This is a genomic window from Bradyrhizobium sp. MOS003 (assembly GCF_003020125.1).
Taxonomy (GTDB): domain Bacteria; phylum Pseudomonadota; class Alphaproteobacteria; order Rhizobiales; family Xanthobacteraceae; genus Bradyrhizobium.
On the sequence record NZ_PYFW01000004.1, the window covers coordinates 148363 to 162391 of the forward strand.

15 protein-coding genes are annotated in these 14029 nt (G+C 64.2%); 10 read left to right on the forward strand and 5 right to left on the reverse strand.

Translation table 11 applies throughout. The features are described from left to right. The first annotated feature begins 56 nt into the window (after positions 1-56). On the forward strand, positions 57-875 hold the full coding sequence (locus C7G42_RS19555) for an invasion associated locus B family protein (RefSeq protein WP_106950601.1): 819 nt from the start codon (positions 57-59) through the stop codon (positions 873-875). A gap of 78 nt (positions 876-953) precedes the next feature. On the opposite strand, the gene hspQ is transcribed toward C7G42_RS19555, so the two are convergent. Beyond that, entirely contained in the window at positions 954-1286 is a 333-nt protein-coding gene (gene hspQ, locus C7G42_RS19560) for a heat shock protein HspQ (RefSeq protein ID WP_106950602.1), read from the reverse strand. Positions 1287-1392: 106 nt separating this feature from the next. Here hspQ and C7G42_RS19565 point away from each other — a divergent pair, with 106 nt between their 5' ends. After that, positions 1393-2346, forward strand: coding sequence for an AEC family transporter (locus tag C7G42_RS19565; protein WP_106950603.1), 954 nt, complete (start codon positions 1393-1395; stop codon positions 2344-2346). 6 nt (positions 2347-2352) lie between these two features. Here the strand turns inward: C7G42_RS19565 and C7G42_RS19570 are convergent, their stop codons facing one another. Further along, on the reverse strand, positions 2353-3537 hold the full coding sequence (locus C7G42_RS19570; RefSeq protein WP_106950604.1) for a UbiH/UbiF family hydroxylase: 1185 nt from the start codon (positions 3535-3537) through the stop codon (positions 2353-2355). Between the two features lie 129 nt (positions 3538-3666). Here C7G42_RS19570 and pcsA point away from each other — a divergent pair, with 129 nt between their 5' ends. From pcsA to C7G42_RS19585, 3 genes are all read left to right on the forward strand, one after another. After that, the gene (gene pcsA / locus C7G42_RS19575) at positions 3667-4392 is read left to right on the forward strand and encodes a phosphatidylcholine synthase (protein ID WP_245427836.1); all 726 of its coding nucleotides are present in this window, start codon (positions 3667-3669) and stop codon (positions 4390-4392) included. Further along, on the forward strand, positions 4389-5123 hold the full coding sequence (locus C7G42_RS19580; RefSeq protein ID WP_106950606.1) for a TerC family protein: 735 nt from the start codon (positions 4389-4391) through the stop codon (positions 5121-5123). Before pcsA ends, C7G42_RS19580 begins: the two co-directional genes overlap by 4 nt. 74 nt (positions 5124-5197) lie before the next feature. Beyond that, complete coding sequence (locus C7G42_RS19585) at positions 5198-6172, forward strand: quinone oxidoreductase family protein (protein ID WP_106950607.1); 975 nt, start codon at positions 5198-5200, stop codon at positions 6170-6172. A gap of 153 nt (positions 6173-6325) precedes the next feature. Here C7G42_RS19585 and C7G42_RS19590 read toward each other — a convergent pair whose 3' ends face one another. Together C7G42_RS19590 and C7G42_RS19595 are read right to left on the reverse strand one after the other, a co-directional pair. Then, on the reverse strand, positions 6326-7516 hold the full coding sequence (locus tag C7G42_RS19590) for an acetylornithine transaminase (protein ID WP_106950608.1): 1191 nt from the start codon (positions 7514-7516) through the stop codon (positions 6326-6328). Positions 7517-7787: 271 nt separating this feature from the next. Beyond that, positions 7788-8429, reverse strand: coding sequence for a hypothetical protein (locus tag C7G42_RS19595; protein ID WP_106950609.1), 642 nt, complete (start codon positions 8427-8429; stop codon positions 7788-7790). 222 nt (positions 8430-8651) lie between these two features. Here C7G42_RS19595 and C7G42_RS19600 point away from each other — a divergent pair, with 222 nt between their 5' ends. From C7G42_RS19600 to C7G42_RS19610, 3 genes are all read left to right on the forward strand, one after another. Next, positions 8652-9599 carry a hypothetical protein gene (locus tag C7G42_RS19600; protein WP_106950610.1) on the forward strand — a complete coding sequence of 316 codons (948 nt, stop codon included), beginning with the start codon at positions 8652-8654 and terminating at the stop codon, positions 9597-9599. A gap of 139 nt (positions 9600-9738) precedes the next feature. Continuing rightward, entirely contained in the window at positions 9739-10170 is a 432-nt protein-coding gene (locus tag C7G42_RS19605) for a MerR family transcriptional regulator (protein ID WP_106950611.1), read from the forward strand. Then, on the forward strand, positions 10103-10522 hold the full coding sequence (locus C7G42_RS19610) for a carboxymuconolactone decarboxylase family protein (RefSeq protein WP_106950612.1): 420 nt from the start codon (positions 10103-10105) through the stop codon (positions 10520-10522). Before C7G42_RS19605 ends, C7G42_RS19610 begins: the two co-directional genes overlap by 68 nt. 11 nt (positions 10523-10533) lie before the next feature. Here the strand turns inward: C7G42_RS19610 and rimO are convergent, their stop codons facing one another. After that, the gene (rimO, locus tag C7G42_RS19615) at positions 10534-11859 is read right to left on the reverse strand and encodes a 30S ribosomal protein S12 methylthiotransferase RimO (protein ID WP_106950613.1); all 1326 of its coding nucleotides are present in this window, start codon (positions 11857-11859) and stop codon (positions 10534-10536) included. Between the two features lie 111 nt (positions 11860-11970). On the opposite strand from rimO, the gene C7G42_RS19620 reads away from it, so the two are divergent. Beyond that, positions 11971-12561 carry an ANTAR domain-containing response regulator gene (locus tag C7G42_RS19620; RefSeq protein WP_106950614.1) on the forward strand — a complete coding sequence of 197 codons (591 nt, stop codon included), beginning with the start codon at positions 11971-11973 and terminating at the stop codon, positions 12559-12561. After that, positions 12558-13721: a CmpA/NrtA family ABC transporter substrate-binding protein gene (locus C7G42_RS19625; protein WP_106950615.1), complete on the forward strand. Its 1164-nt coding sequence runs from the start codon at positions 12558-12560 to the stop codon at positions 13719-13721. Before C7G42_RS19620 ends, C7G42_RS19625 begins: the two co-directional genes overlap by 4 nt. Positions 13722-14029: the final 308 nt, after the last annotated feature.

A 14029-nucleotide genomic window follows, 5' to 3' on the forward strand; every position in this document is an offset into this window, starting at 1 on the left:
AGGTTCGGCGCTTCGGAGCGGTTCGGGCGCTTCCCGTTCAGAAAGGGTTTTCCGCAATGAATTTCCGTTACTTGGCCGCGTCCGTCCGGCCGCGTGGGCAACTTCTCGCCCTGTTGACGGCGACGGCGTTGGCCGTTCCGTTTGCCGCCGAGGCCCAGACCCCGGCGCCGGCCCCCGGTGCGCCCAAGGCGGCTCCGGCCCCGAAAGCGGCTCCCAAGGCTGCCCCCAAGGCTCCGGCGCCGGCCGCTCAGGCCCCCGCCCAGCAGGCTCCCGCGGCAGGCGCTCCGGCGCAGCAGGGCGCGGCCCAGCCGGCTGATCAGCAGATCCAGTTGATCTACGCCCCTTGGACCAAGTTCTGCCTCAAGGGCCAGGATGCCAACGCCAAGCAGGTCTGCTTCACCGGCAAGGACGGCCGCATCGAATCGGGCCAACCGGTCATCGCTGCCGTCATCATCGAGCCGGAAGGCGAGCCCAAGAAGATCCTGCGCGTGACGCTGCCGCTCGGCATGCAGCTCGTGCACGGCACCCGGATCATCGTGGACAGCAACGCGCCGCTGCAGCAGCCCTATGTGATCTGCTTCCAGAACGGCTGCATGTCCGATTACGAGGCGACCCCCGAGCTCATCAACAGCATGAAGAAGGGCCAGAATCTCGTCGTCCAGGCGATCAACGCCAACGGCGCGCCGCTGACCCTGCCGCTGCCGCTCGCCGGCGAATTCCAGAAGGCCTATGACGGTCCGCCGACCGATCCGAAGGTGTTCGAGGAAAACCAGAAGAAGCTTCAGGAAGAGCTTCAGAAGAAGGCCGAAGAGCTGCAGAAGAAGCAGCAGCAAAGCGGTGGCGCCCCCGGCGCCGCTCCAGCGGGTCAGAAATAATCGGGACCAGATCCCCGACATGAGAAAGGCGCTCAAATCGAGCGCCTTTTTTGTTGGCTGGTTGCCGGTAGAGAAAACTCAGTTCAGCGAGGGATTGCGGGGGCGATAGCCGCCGGTCTTGTCCTTGATGAAGATCTCGGCGACCTGGGAATGCCGGACCGGCTCGCCGGACTCGTCAGGCAGAAGGTTCTGCTCCGAAACATAGGCGACGTATTCCGAATCCGCGTTCTCAGCGAGCAGGTGGTAGAACGGCTGGTCCTTGTGGGGCCGTACCTCCTCGGGGATCGACAGCCACCATTCCTCGGTGTTGTTGAATTCCGGATCGATGTCGAAGATCACACCCCGGAACGAGAAGATCCGGTGGCGTACGACCTGTCCGATCTGGAATTTGGCGGTCCGCGCTTTAATCATTCCCCGTCGATAGACCAGGATTGTGGCCGATGCTAGTGGCCTCATCTGGAATTAACGTTCACTCACGGGGCGGATAGCCCCCGACTCTTCAGAAAACGCTTCATCAATGGTCGATATCCTCAATCTGGCATTACCTTATTTCGGCTTGATCTTCGTCGGCTTCGCCTGCGGCAAGGTCAAGTCCCTGCCGGAATCGGGCCTCGCCTGGATGAACTTCTTTCTGCTCTACGTGTCGCTGCCGGCCCTGCTGTTTGCGATCATGTCGAAGACGCCGTTTTCGGAATTGAACAACCCGCCGTTCCTGGTGGCGACCACGCTGTCGACGGTTGCGGCGTTCACCCTGGCGCTGGTGGTCGGCAAGGTTCTGGGACGGCTGACGCTGCGTGAGGCGACACTTGCAGGTCTCTCGGGCGGCTACGGCAACATCGGCTATATGGGGCCGGGGCTGGCGCTTGCGGTGCTGGGATCGAAGGCGTCGGCGCCGACCGCGCTGATTTTCTGCTGCGACAGCATCTTCCTGTTCACGATCGTGCCGCTGTTGATCGAGCTATCGGACCGCGATCATCCCTCCATCGTGCATGCCTTCGGCGTCGTGCTGAAGCAGATCGTGCTCAACCCGCTGATCATGTCGGCCTGTTTCGGCGCGGCCTTCGCATCGCTGCACATCGAAATGCCCGTCGCGCTCGATCGCATCATCACCTTCCTGCAGAACGCGGCGGCCCCGACTGCGCTGTTCGTGCTCGGCGTGACCGTGGCGCTGCGGCCGTTCGACCGTGTGCCATGGGAGGTGCCCGGTGTGATCGCGATCAAGCTGCTGTTCCATCCGCTCGCGGCATTCGGTCTGATGCTCGCGTTCGGCCCGTTCGCGCAGCCCTGGGCGGCAACCGCCGTGCTGATGGCCTCGCTGCCGCCGGCGCTGAACGTGTTCGTCATCGCGCGGCAGAACGACGCCTGGATCGAACCTGCTTCCGTGGCGGTGCTGCTGGGGACGTTTGCGTCGGTGGTCACGCTGATCAGCGTGATGTGGCTGCTTCAGAGCGGCCGGCTGGTATTTCCGTGAGCGGCTCTACCTTCGCCAGGTCGGTGTCAGCCCCTCCCGCATGGCAAATCGCCTGAGCGGGCCGATGGCGCCGAGCAGGTGCATGCCGACGGCGCGGACCGGCTGCAGCGGCAGGAAATCGTTGAGCAGCGAGCGGTTGGCGATGTCGATCGCAAAGGTGCGGCTCAGGATGTCCGGGCGACGTGCGCGGTCGTAGCGCCTGAGCACCTCGTTCGCGCCCGGATCCTCGCCAGCGGCAATGGCTTCGCCCGCGAGCCGTGCGATATCGGCGGCATCGCGCAGGCCGAGATTGAGGCCTTGGGCCCCGATCGGCGGAACCACATGCGCGGCTTCGCCGACCAGAGCGATGCGGTCGCGGCCGAAGGATTTCGGACGTTCGATCGCGAGCGGGAACAGGTTGCGGCCGGGCTCGACCGTCATGCGTCCCAGGATCGAATGCGACTGCTTCTCGATCGCGGCCGACAGGTCGGCGTCGCTGAGGCCACGGAGCCGTTCGGCCTCGGCAGGCGCCGAGACCCAGACGACGCTGGAGCGGTCGCCGGGCAGGGGCACGAACACGCAGGGACCATGCGGCGTGTGGAACTCGGTCGAGATGTTGCGATGCGGCCGCGTGTGACCGACGTTGAACGTCAGCGCTGTCTGCGTCAGCTCGCGCCGCGTCACCTCGATGCCGGCAGCCTCCCGGCACAGCGAATGCCGGCCGTCGGCGCCGACCACGAGGCGAGCCGCGAGAAACTGCGCAGACGCCGTGCGGATTGCGACGTCGTCGGCTTCGATGACGACGCTTTCGGCCTCGTCGTCGAAGCGGACGAGATTGGGCAATTCAGCCGCACGCTCTTCAAGCGCCAGCATCAGCGAGCGGTTGTCGATGTTGTAGCCGAAGGCGTCGAGCGCGATTTCGTGGCAGGAGAAGCGAACCTCGGGGCTGCGGAACAGCCGGCCGGTGTCGTCGACGAGGCGCATGACCTCCAGCGCGGCGGCCTTGTCCTTGCAACGGGACCAGACGTCGAGCGTTTCCAGCAGGTCGATGGAGGCGCCGAGCAGCGCGGTGGTGCGGTTGTCGGCATACGGCACGCGCCGCGCCACCAGAGCGGTACGGGCGCCCGCCTGCGCCAGCGCGATCGCCGCAGCAAGTCCCGCCGGTCCGCCGCCGATCACGGCCGCGTCATGGAGTGTCGATGCGTCTGTCATGGAACAACAATTGACATGCTCCACGGCAAATTCAAGTCCACCTATTTTTCCATGGATTTATGACGAGTTGCGCGACGGAGCGTCGCAGTGGCTTATGTGCAAACCGGCCCCATTCTGATAGCAGAAGCCATGGATACCCAGCAGGATTCCCTGAAGCCGAAACCGGCGATCCGCGCCGCAGCGTTCTCGGTGCACATCTTCACCGCATTCGGCGCTGCGATCGCACTATTGGCGATGCTGGAGGCCGTGCGCGAGCACTGGGCGGCGATGTTTCAATGGCTGGGCGTGGCCCTGATCATCGACGCGATCGACGGGCCGATTGCGCGCCGGCTCGACGTCAAGAACGTGCAGCCGAACTGGTCGGGCGACGTGCTCGATCTCGTGGTCGACTTCGTCACCTATGTCTTCGTGCCGGCCTACGCGATCGTCGCCAGCGGCCTGCTGCTGCCGGTCGCGGCGCCCTTGCTCGGCGTCGCCATCATCGTCACCAGCGCACTATATTTCGCCGATCTGCGCATGAAGGCGGACGACAACCATTTCCGCGGCTTCCCGGCGCTGTGGAATGCGGCGGCTTTCTATCTGTTCCTGCTGCACTGGCCGGCGCTGTGGTCGACGCTGCTGGTGGCGGCGCTCGTCGTGCTGACCTTCGTGCCGTTCCACGTGCTGCATCCGGTCCGCGTCGTGCGGCTGCGCTGGCTGACGATGTCGCTGATCGCGGTCTGGGCGCTGCTCGGCCTCTACGTGCTGGACATGGATTTCCGCGTCGGCGCCGGCGTCACCGTCGCACTCTGTGCGATCGCGCTCTGGATCAGCTTCAGCGACGCCGTGATCCGGCTGCTGCGGTCGTTCGCATGATGCATCTGTTAACCAGCCCCGAAGCCTGGGCGGCGCTGCTGACGTTGACGGCGCTCGAAATCGTGCTCGGCATCGACAACGTCATTTTCATCTCCGTGATCGTTTCGCGCATTCCCGAAAAGCAGGCACATCGCGCCCGCCAGATCGGGCTCGCGCTGGCGCTGATCTTCCGCATCATCCTGCTCAGCCTGCTGGTCTGGCTGATCGGCCTGACCGCACCGGTGTTCTCGTTTGCGGGTTACGGCTTCTCTTGGCGCGACCTGATCCTGATCGGTGGCGGCCTGTTCCTGATCGCCAAGGCGACACACGAGATCCACGCCGAGGTCGAGGCCGATGACGGCGAAGGTGATCGGAAATCGGGGGGCAATGCCTTCTTCTGGGTGATCGTCCAGATCATCGTCATCGACATCGTGTTCTCGCTGGATTCGATCATCACCGCGATCGGAATGGCTGAGGATATCGAGATCATGGTCGCGGCGGTCGTGATCGCCTGCCTGATCATGTACATCTCGTCAGGCCCGGTGGCGCGCTTCGTCGCGGAGCATCCGACCACGAAAATGCTGGCGCTGGCGTTCCTGGTGCTGATCGGCGTCGCGCTGGTCGCGGACGGACTGCAATTCCACATTCCGCGCGGCTACATCTATTTTGCAATTGCGTTCTCGGCGGCGGTCGAATTCTTCAACGTGCTGGCCAAGCGCAACCGCAGGAAGAGCAGCAAGCCGCCGGTTTAGGCGTTCCAGCTGCATCGAGTTGACAAGGCGGGCGCGATGTCTTTCGCTGGCCTTTGAGAAGAGGAGGTCAGAAGATGACCAAAGCGGTCCGTGTGCACAAGGTCGGAGGCCCCGAAGCCCTGGTCTATGAGAGCGTCGATGTCCCGGCGCCCGGCCCCGGCGAGGTGCGCATCCGCCAGCATGCGGTCGGCCTGAACTTCATTGACGTCTATTATCGCACCGGTCTCTACAAGGCGCCGGGGCTGCCCTTCACCGTCGGCAACGAGGCCTCGGGCGAAGTCGTCGCGGTCGGGCCGGGCGTCACCAACTTTCACCCTGGCGACCGCGTTGCCTACTATCACAATCTCGGCGCCTATACCGCGGAGCGCAACATTCCCTGGGAGAAGCTGGTCAAGCTGCCCGACCACATCACGCACGAGCAGGGTGCCGTGCTGATGCTGAAGGGGCTGACGGTCTGGTATCTCCTGCACAAAACTTTCAAAGTCGAACCGCATCACCGCGTGCTGATCCATGCCGCTGCCGGCGGAATCGGCCTTTTGGCCTGCCAATGGGCGAGGGCGCTGGGGGCCCACGTGATCGGCACGGTCGGCTCTCGCGAGAAGGCCGAGCTCGCCGAGGCCAATGGCTGCGACCACGTCATCCTTTACAACGAGGAGGATTTCGTCGCGCGCGTCAAGCAGATCAGCCGCAACGAAGGCTGCGACGTCGTCTATGACGGCGTCGGCAAGGCGACCTTTCCGGGCTCGCTGTCGTGCCTGAGGCCGCGCGGGATGTTCGTCTCCTTCGGCAACGCCTCGGGTCCCGTGCCGCCGTTCTCCATCGCCGAGCTCAACAATCACGGCTCGCTGTTCGCGACGCGGCCGAAGCTCAATGATTACGTCGGCACGCGCAAGGAGTTGCTCGAAGGCGCCGACACCCTGTTCGCCGCCGTCATCAACGGCAAGCTGCACGTGCCCATCAACCACGCCTACGCGCTGAAGGACGCCGCCAAGGCCCATATCGATCTCGAAAGCCGCAAGACCACGGGCGCGTCGATCCTGAAGCCTTAGGTCCTAGCCTCTCGTGTCCCGGACGCGCTGCAGCGTGAAACGCTGCTGTGGAGAGCCGGGATCCAGAGACGGCACCCGGCGAGGAGAGTGGGCCCCGGCTCTGCAGCGCACCGCGAAGGGGCGCTGCGCTGCGTCCGGGGCACGAGACTGCTTCTACGCCACCCGACGTGCCGCTCCCGCTTTCGTCAAAATCCCGTCGAGACAATCGATCATCTCGGCGATCTCTGCCTTCGTGACGATCAGCGCCGGCATGAAGCGGAGCGTGTCGAGCTGCGGCGCGTTCAGGAGCACGCCTGCCTCGAACGCCTGCGCGACGATGCCGGTCGCGATCGGCAGCTTGAGGTCGAGCGCGAGCAGCAGCCCGCGTCCCCGCACGCCGCCGAGACCATGCCGCGCCGAGACCTTCTGCAGCTCGCTTTCGAGCAGCAGGCCAGTCTCGGCGACCTGTTTCAGGAAGTCGGGCTTGCTGACCTCCTCGAGCACGGCGAGCCCCGCCGCGCACATCAGCGGGTTGCCGTTGAACGTGCCCCCCTGGTCACCGTGCTCGAAACAGGAGGCATGTTCGGTCGCGAGCAGGGCGGCGAGCGGTACGCCGCCGCCGATGCCCTTGCCGAGCGTCATGATGTCGGGTGCAATCCCGGTGTGCTCGTAGTGGAAGAGCTTTCCGGTCCGTCCCATGCCGGTCTGGATCTCGTCGAAGATCAGCAGCAGGCCATGCGCCTTGGTGAGCGCGCGCAGCTCCTGCAGGAACTGATCGGTCGCGGGCCACACGCCTGACTCGCCCTGGATCGGTTCGAGCATCACCGCGACGGTGTTGTCGTTGATCAGCTTCTCGACCGAGGCGATGTCGTTCAACTTCGCCTTCTTGAAGCCCGCGACCTTCGGCTCGAACAGCGGCTCGAACGCCTTCTTGCCCGAGGCCGACATCGTCGCCAGCGTTCGGCCGTGGAAGCCGCCTTCGAAGCTGATGATCTCGAACGCGCCGCCTCTGTGCAGGCTGCCGTACTTGCGCGCGAGCTTGATCGCGCCTTCGTTGGCCTCGGCGCCGGAGTTGGCAAAGAATACCTGGTCGAACGCGCTGTTGTCGACCAGCGCTTGCGCCAGCTTCAGGCTCGGCTCGTTGTAGAAGGCCGGGCTTGGCGTCAGCAGCCGGTTGGCTTGCGCGGCAAGCGCTTCCGCGACGACGGACGGGGAGTGGCCGAGGCAGTTCACGGCCCAGCCCTGCACGAAATCGAGATAGCGCTTGCGGCTGTCGTCCCAGAGGTAGGAGCCCGCGCCGCGGACGAACACGGCCTTGGGCCGTGCGGTGATGTCCATCAGCGCGTCATACGGATGCGTGGTCATGTCGTACTCCTCTGGAGGCGGGGTGAAAAACGGGCGCAAAAAGCAGAAAGGCCGCACCTTGCGGGTGCGGCCTTCTCGAAAACTTCAGCTGAATTCAGTGGTTCAGCGGCGTCGTCGGACATGGCGCACCCTCTCATCGTCGCGGGAGCGACGACGGAGCATTTCGGTGCGCAGGTGGGTCCGGGAATTGATCATGGGCCGCGGCAATACATGCGAAGGGCGGGGCTTGTCAAGCGGGTGTTTAGCTAGACACAGCCCTGGCGTGTATCGGTCAGGTCAGGTGCAACGCTTGCTCGGCGTCGTCGTTGCCCCAATCCGCATCCGCGATCCCTGTGTCCAAGAGCTCGCCGCGCAGCAGTTTGAAGGGCGATGTCCAGTACAGCGCGATGTTGTGGAAGGGATCGGTCAGCACCTTGAACACCCAGACGAGGCCGGTCGTGACGTCGCGGGTGACGAACAGCTGGATCATGCGAATGAGACCGCCGCAGATGCCGATCGCGAGCCAGAGCGCGCCGATATGATGGACGAAATCGAGCCGCGCGGCGGGCGGGTCGAACAGCCCGAACAGGGCAGGGAACGCGTACAGCATAATCGGCGCGCTGCCCCAGACCAGCAGCAGGATGATCTTGCGGGTCTGGTTGTAGCCGACCTTCACCGCCTCCTTATAATCGATGCTGACGTCGTTGACGGCGTCGTAGCCGTTGGGCTCGAAGAAGAAATGCCCAGTCTGCCGCGTCAGCATCGCCAGCCAGCCGACGATGCCGGCAAGCGCGGGATCTGCCAACAGCAGCGCGTAGCAGCCGAGGAAGATCACGGCGCTGATCAGGTGCAATGTCCGGTTGACAGTGCTCTGGTGGTAGAAGCGGTAATCATCGAAGCGCTGCGTGCGCAGCATGTCCGAGAGGCGGCTCATCAAAAATACTCGCTCGCGTTGAAGGGCGCGGCAGAACTAGGACGCGTCCGTGACCTCTGCGTGAATGCACTATAGTGTCACATTGCAGCGCATCTTCGGTCTCGCGTCATGGAAACCATCGCGCCGCTGGCGCGTTTGTGATCGAACGACGCGGCTTGGTTCGAACCGGACGCAACTCGGATCAGACCAAGAGGGGCGGGACCAACCGGACAGTTTTCAGCCTTGCCCGATACGCCTTATCCCATTGACCTCGACAGCATTCGCGGCGCATTTCCGCCGGGCATCGAAGCGCCGCCGTTGCTCGTCGACTTTGCCTCCTGGCTCGAGGGGCGCGCATGGGGCAGCGTCGGCTGCTTCTCGCTGCAGGGCCAGTTCTCGGATCACGCGCCGATCACCGACGGCAGTCCCTTGCGGGACAGGTTTTCGTTGTTCATGCGGCTGCCGGACGGCTCGGCTGTCGGCGGCTGGTATGGTGCCGGTCTCGACCGTGACAATCCGCCGATCGTGGGGCTGGGCTCCGAGGGCGACTACGAGTTGCTGGCGCCGAGCCTCGACGGCCTGCTCGCCAAACTGACATCGCAACAATTCGACAAGGCTTGGAGCGATCTCAAGCCGCATGATGAAGTCGAGCCGCAGACGGTCGAGCTCGCGCGATGGCTGGCCGGGCGGCCGCTCGGCGAGCCGGCGACGCCCGGCGACAATTCGTCGGAGCTGCCTGATTTCCGCGGCTTCATGGAAAAATGGAGCCGGGACCGTGAAGACTATTGGGCCAATCATCGCCTGATGGCCGAACTCGGCTGGCGGCTGGCCGCCCATCTGCCCAAGGGCAAGAAGCCCTGGGACCGGACGAGCTTCGAGATCGCGATCGTCGGCAAGCAATATCAGGCGCGTGTGCTCGCGCAGGGACCACAGCCGTTCGAGGAAGCCGCCTCGATCGAATCCCTGCTGCGCGACTTGCGCGAGGAGATGCGCCTCGCCCAACCCGAGCTCGGCCTGTGGTACGCGATGAATTTCGGGCTCTATGCCGACGGCCGCGTCATGCCGAATTTCGAGTACGATGTGCGCCCGACCATCGAAGGCGAGCCGGCGACATCGTCCGAAGCGCAGGCCGATCTCGTCCGCGCCCCGCGACCGCAGCGCTGGGTGCCGAAATGGCTGACGACCTCCTGAGGTCTCGGCGTTCCGTTATCGCGCCAGCAGTGCGTCGTAGCTCTTGCTAGAGCACGCGGAACTGCAGCTTCGATCCCTCTTGACTTAGAGCGCGCTCGAAGGGGTATCTGTACATGCGTCAGTACGAGAACGGGCACATATGAAGATCGGCGACCTTGCAAAACGAACCGGCTTGTCGACCCATACGCTGCGCTACTACGAGCGCATCGGGCTGCTTCCATACGCTGACCGGGATCGCTCCGGTCAACGTGATTTTGACGCGTCGATCCTCACTTGGATCGAATTCCTCGGTCGGCTCAAGACCACGGGAATGCCGATCCGGGACATGTTGCGTTACGCGGCGCTTCGTGACGACGGCGACGCCACCGGGCCAGCCCGGCGGCAGATGCTGGAAGTCCACCGGGAACAGGTTCGCACGCAGATCGCCGAACTCCAGGAATGCCTGCTCGTCCTTGATACCAAGATCGCCGGCTACGCCGGCGGCGAACAGAGGACGAAGAAAAATGACGCACGCCCAAACACAAGCCGAAAGCCGCTTCGATCGCGGCCAGCGGGCCCTGTCACGCATTGACGGCAGTGCAGGCGAGAAAGTCATCGCCTCGCCCGCCGACATCGCTCCGGACTTCGCACGATACGTGATCGAGTTTCCGTTCGGCGACATCTACTGTCGCCCGGGCCTCGGTCTGCGCGATCGGGAGATCGCGACGATCGCCGCGCTGACGGCGCTCGGAAATGCCGCGCCTCAGCTCAAAGTGCATATCGAGGCGGGTTTGAACGTCGGGCTGTATCGCGACGAGATCGTGGAGGTCATCATGCAGATGGCCGTCTATGCGGGCTTCCCGGCTGCGCTGAACGGGCTGTTCGCAGCCAAGGAGGTGTTCGCCACGCATGACGGACAGCAGGCATCGGGCAGCGGCACATGACGCCGTGACCGTCAAAACCCCGCGACGCTGCCGTGCAGATCGTACTGGTCGGCGCGCTCGATCTTTGCGGTGACGATCTCGCCGACGCGCAAGGGACGACGGCTCGTCAGATACACCGCGCCGTCGATCTCCGGCGCATCCGCTTTGGAGCGGCCCTTGGCCACGGTAGGGCCGACCTCGTCGATGATGATCTGCTGGCGGGTGCCGACCTTGCGCTTCAGCCTGCGCGCGGAGATCTTCTGCTGCCGGGCCATCAGCGCATTGTAGCGCTCCTGCTTGACCTCTTCCGGCACCGGATTCTCGATCGCATTTGCCGTCGCGCCCGCGACCGGCTCGTATTTGAAGCAGCCGAGCCGATCGATCTCGGCTTCATCCAGCCAGTTGAGCAGATACTCGAAATCCGCGTCGGTCTCGCCGGGGAAGCCGACGATGAAGGTCGAGCGCAGGGCGAGATCAGGACATTCCTCGCGCCAGCGCTTGATGCGCGCAAGCGTCTTGTCCTGCGCCGCCGGGCGCTTCATCGCCTTCAGCACGTCGGGGCTCGCATGCTGGAACGGGATGTCGAGATAGGGCAGCACCGTGCCTTGCGTCATCAGCGCGATGACCTCGTCGACATGCGGGTAGGGGTAGACGTATTGCAGCCGGACCCAGGCGCCGAGCTCGCCGAGCTCGCGCGCGAGGTCGAGGAATCTGGCGCGGACCTGGCGGTCCTTCCACGGGCTCTCCGCATATTTGAGATCGACGCCATAGGCCGAAGTATCCTGCGAGATCACCAGCAATTCCTTGACGCCGGCGGCGACCAGGCGCTCGGCCTCGCGCAGCACGTCATTGGCCGGGCGCGAGACCAGATCGCCGCGCAGCTTCGGGATGATGCAGAAGGTGCAGCGGTTGTTGCAGCCCTCGGAGATCTTCAAATACGCGTAATGGCGCGGTGTCAGCTTGATGCCTTGCGGCGGCACCAGGTCCACGTGCGGATTGTGTGCCGGCGGCAGCGCGCGGTGCACGGCGTCGAGCACGCTCTCATATTGCTGCGGGCCGGTGATCGAGAGCACGCCGGGATAGGCCTGCTCGATCTGCTCGGGTTCGGCGCCCATGCAACCCGTGACGATCACCTTGCCGTTCTCGGCCATGGCCTCGCCGATCGCCGACAGCGATTCCTGCTTGGCGCTGTCGAGGAAGCCGCAAGTGTTGACGATGACGATGTCGGCCCCGTCATGCTTGCGGGCGAGCTCATAGCCCTCGGCGCGCAGGCGCGTGATGATGCGTTCGGAATCCACCAATGCCTTGGGACATCCGAGCGACACGAAGCTGACCTTGGGCGCAGCCGTCTGATCCATATCCAAATCTGCCTGATTGACAGGCCTGAGCTAGTCCCAATTGCCCATAATTACAACCCTTTGCAGGGCGATCCGGCGTGCTATGGATGAATCACCTGCGGTGAGTGAGCCATGAGCGCCGAACAGTCCCCCAAAATCGTGATCGTCGACGAAAGCCCGATCCGGGCTGCGATCCTGCAGGAGGGGTTGCGGGAGGCTGGATTCACGCAAGTCGTGCACATCAGCGAGATGCAGAGCCTGCTCGCCCGTATTTATGCGGTCGACCCCGAAATCATCCTCATCGATCTGGAAAACCCTAGCCGCGACGTGCTGGAGGCGATGTTCCAGGTTAGCCGTGCCGTGAAGCGGCCGATCGCGATGTTCGTCGACCAGAGCGATTCAGCCTCGATCCAGGCCTCGGTGGAGGCGGGGGTTTCCGCCTACATCGTCGACGGGCTGAAGAAGGAGCGCATCAAGCCGATTCTCGACCTCTGCGTGTCCCGCTTCAACGCGTTCGCCAAACTGCAGGAGGAGTTGGAGCGCACCAAGTCGCAGCTCGAGGACCGCAAGGTCATTGAGAAGGCCAAGGGCATCCTGATGAAGGTGAAGGGCCTCACCGAGGACGAGGCCTATGTGCTGCTGCGCTCGACCGCGATGCGCGAGAAGAAGAAAATCGGCGAGATCGCGCAGTCGATCATCACCGCGTCGGAGATGCTGAAATGACCGTCCCCCTCCGCATCGGGTTCATTCCGCTGGTCGATGCCGCCGCCCTGATCGTCGCGGTCGACAAGGGATTTGCCGCCGCCGAAGGGCTCGACGTCGAGCTGGTGCGCGAAGTCTCCTGGTCGAACGTCCGCGACAAGCTCAATATCGGCCTGTTCGACGCCGCGCATCTGCTCGCGCCGGTGGCGATCGCGTCCTCGCTCGGGCTCGGTCACGTCAAGGTGCCGATCGCAGCACCCTTCAATCTCGGCATCAACGGCAACGCGATCACGGTGTCGCCGGCGCTCCATGCCGCGCTGATGGAGGAGATCGACGGCGACCGTTTCGATCCGATGGTGACGGCGAAAGCGCTCGCGAAAGTGGTTGCCAAGCGCCGCAAGGCGGGGACCGAACCGCTGACCTTCGGCATGACCTTTCCGTTCTCGACCCACAATTACCAATTGCGGTTCTGGATGGCGGCAGGCGGCGTCGATCCCGACGAGGACGTGCGCCTCGTGGTGCTGCCGCCGCCCTACATGGTGGACAGCCTCAAGAGCGGCCATGTCGATGCGTTCTGCGTCGGCGCGCCCTGGAATTCGGTCGCGGTTGATCTCGGCATCGGTCACATCCTGCATTTCGTTTCCGACATTCTGGTGCGCGCGGCGGAAAAGGTGCTGGCGGTTCGCCAGGTCTGGGCCGAAAAGAACCCCGACACGGTCGCAGCGCTGGTGCGCGCGGCAGTGAACGCCGCCGCGTTCATCGAGGATCCCGAGAACCGGACCGAGGCGGCGCGCATCCTGGCGCAGCCCGAGCGGATCGGCGTTGATGCCGAAGTCATCCAGCGCACCCTGACGGGACGCCTGAAGATTTCCCCGGATGGCACCTTCCGTGAAAGCGGCCGCTACCTCCTGGTCGGACGCGAAGAGGCAGGGCGCCCCGATCCGGTCCAGGCCGCCTGGCTCTACGCGCAGATGGTGCGTTGGGGGCAGACGGCGCTCAGCCCGGAGGGCGTCAAGACGGCGATGGCCGTGTTCAGATCCGACCTCTACGATGCGGCCCTCGGCCGCCGGCCGCCCGAGCAGCCTCCCGCCGCGTTCGGGGCGTTCGCCGGCCCTGCCTTCGATCCCGCCAACATCCGAGGGCACCTCGAGGCCTTCGAGGTCGGGCGCTGGAAGGCCTGATTCGGCTCGCGCGTATTCTTTAGGCAACCCGATCCATTGCCTAAAGGTTGATCTGGCTGCCCGAATTTCGTGAAAGCGCTCTGCCCTGGATGTGCGCGCTAGGCGCCTAATCACTTGAAATAGCGGAATTTTCCATTTTGGCCAAGCTGGCACGCAACTTGAATGTTGCAGTGCGGCTAGCTTGGCACAGGTGCCTGCTGAGCCGAGTCCCGCAGCAACGAAGCTGATTGGACCGTGGGGTAACGAAGCCGGCTCTTAAGGGTCAGCCCAGTTCCTAGCGGGTCGCGCCAACATCCGTCGATGCCACC

Bases quoted from the DNA above. Each gene is read 5' to 3' on its own strand.
- C7G42_RS19555 (WP_106950601.1), top strand. From the start codon at position 57: ATGAATTTCCGTTACTTGGCCGCGTCCGTCCGGCCGCGTGGGCAACTT.
- C7G42_RS19590 (WP_106950608.1), bottom strand. From the start codon at position 7,516: ATGACCACGCATCCGTATGACGCGCTGATGGACATCACCGCACGGCCC.
- C7G42_RS19605 (WP_106950611.1), top strand. From the start codon at position 9,739: ATGAAGATCGGCGACCTTGCAAAACGAACCGGCTTGTCGACCCATACG.
- C7G42_RS19565 (WP_106950603.1), top strand. From the start codon at position 1,393: ATGGTCGATATCCTCAATCTGGCATTACCTTATTTCGGCTTGATCTTC.
- C7G42_RS19580 (WP_106950606.1), top strand. From the start codon at position 4,389: ATGATGCATCTGTTAACCAGCCCCGAAGCCTGGGCGGCGCTGCTGACG.
- C7G42_RS19620 (WP_106950614.1), top strand. From the start codon at position 11,971: ATGAGCGCCGAACAGTCCCCCAAAATCGTGATCGTCGACGAAAGCCCG.
- rimO (WP_106950613.1), bottom strand. From the start codon at position 11,859: ATGGATCAGACGGCTGCGCCCAAGGTCAGCTTCGTGTCGCTCGGATGT.
- hspQ (WP_106950602.1), bottom strand. From the start codon at position 1,286: ATGATTAAAGCGCGGACCGCCAAATTCCAGATCGGACAGGTCGTACGC.
- pcsA (WP_245427836.1), top strand. From the start codon at position 3,667: ATGGATACCCAGCAGGATTCCCTGAAGCCGAAACCGGCGATCCGCGCC.
- C7G42_RS19585 (WP_106950607.1), top strand. From the start codon at position 5,198: ATGACCAAAGCGGTCCGTGTGCACAAGGTCGGAGGCCCCGAAGCCCTG.
- C7G42_RS19625 (WP_106950615.1), top strand. From the start codon at position 12,558: ATGACCGTCCCCCTCCGCATCGGGTTCATTCCGCTGGTCGATGCCGCC.
- C7G42_RS19595 (WP_106950609.1), bottom strand. From the start codon at position 8,429: ATGAGCCGCCTCTCGGACATGCTGCGCACGCAGCGCTTCGATGATTAC.
- C7G42_RS19570 (WP_106950604.1), bottom strand. From the start codon at position 3,537: ATGACAGACGCATCGACACTCCATGACGCGGCCGTGATCGGCGGCGGA.
- C7G42_RS19610 (WP_106950612.1), top strand. From the start codon at position 10,103: ATGACGCACGCCCAAACACAAGCCGAAAGCCGCTTCGATCGCGGCCAG.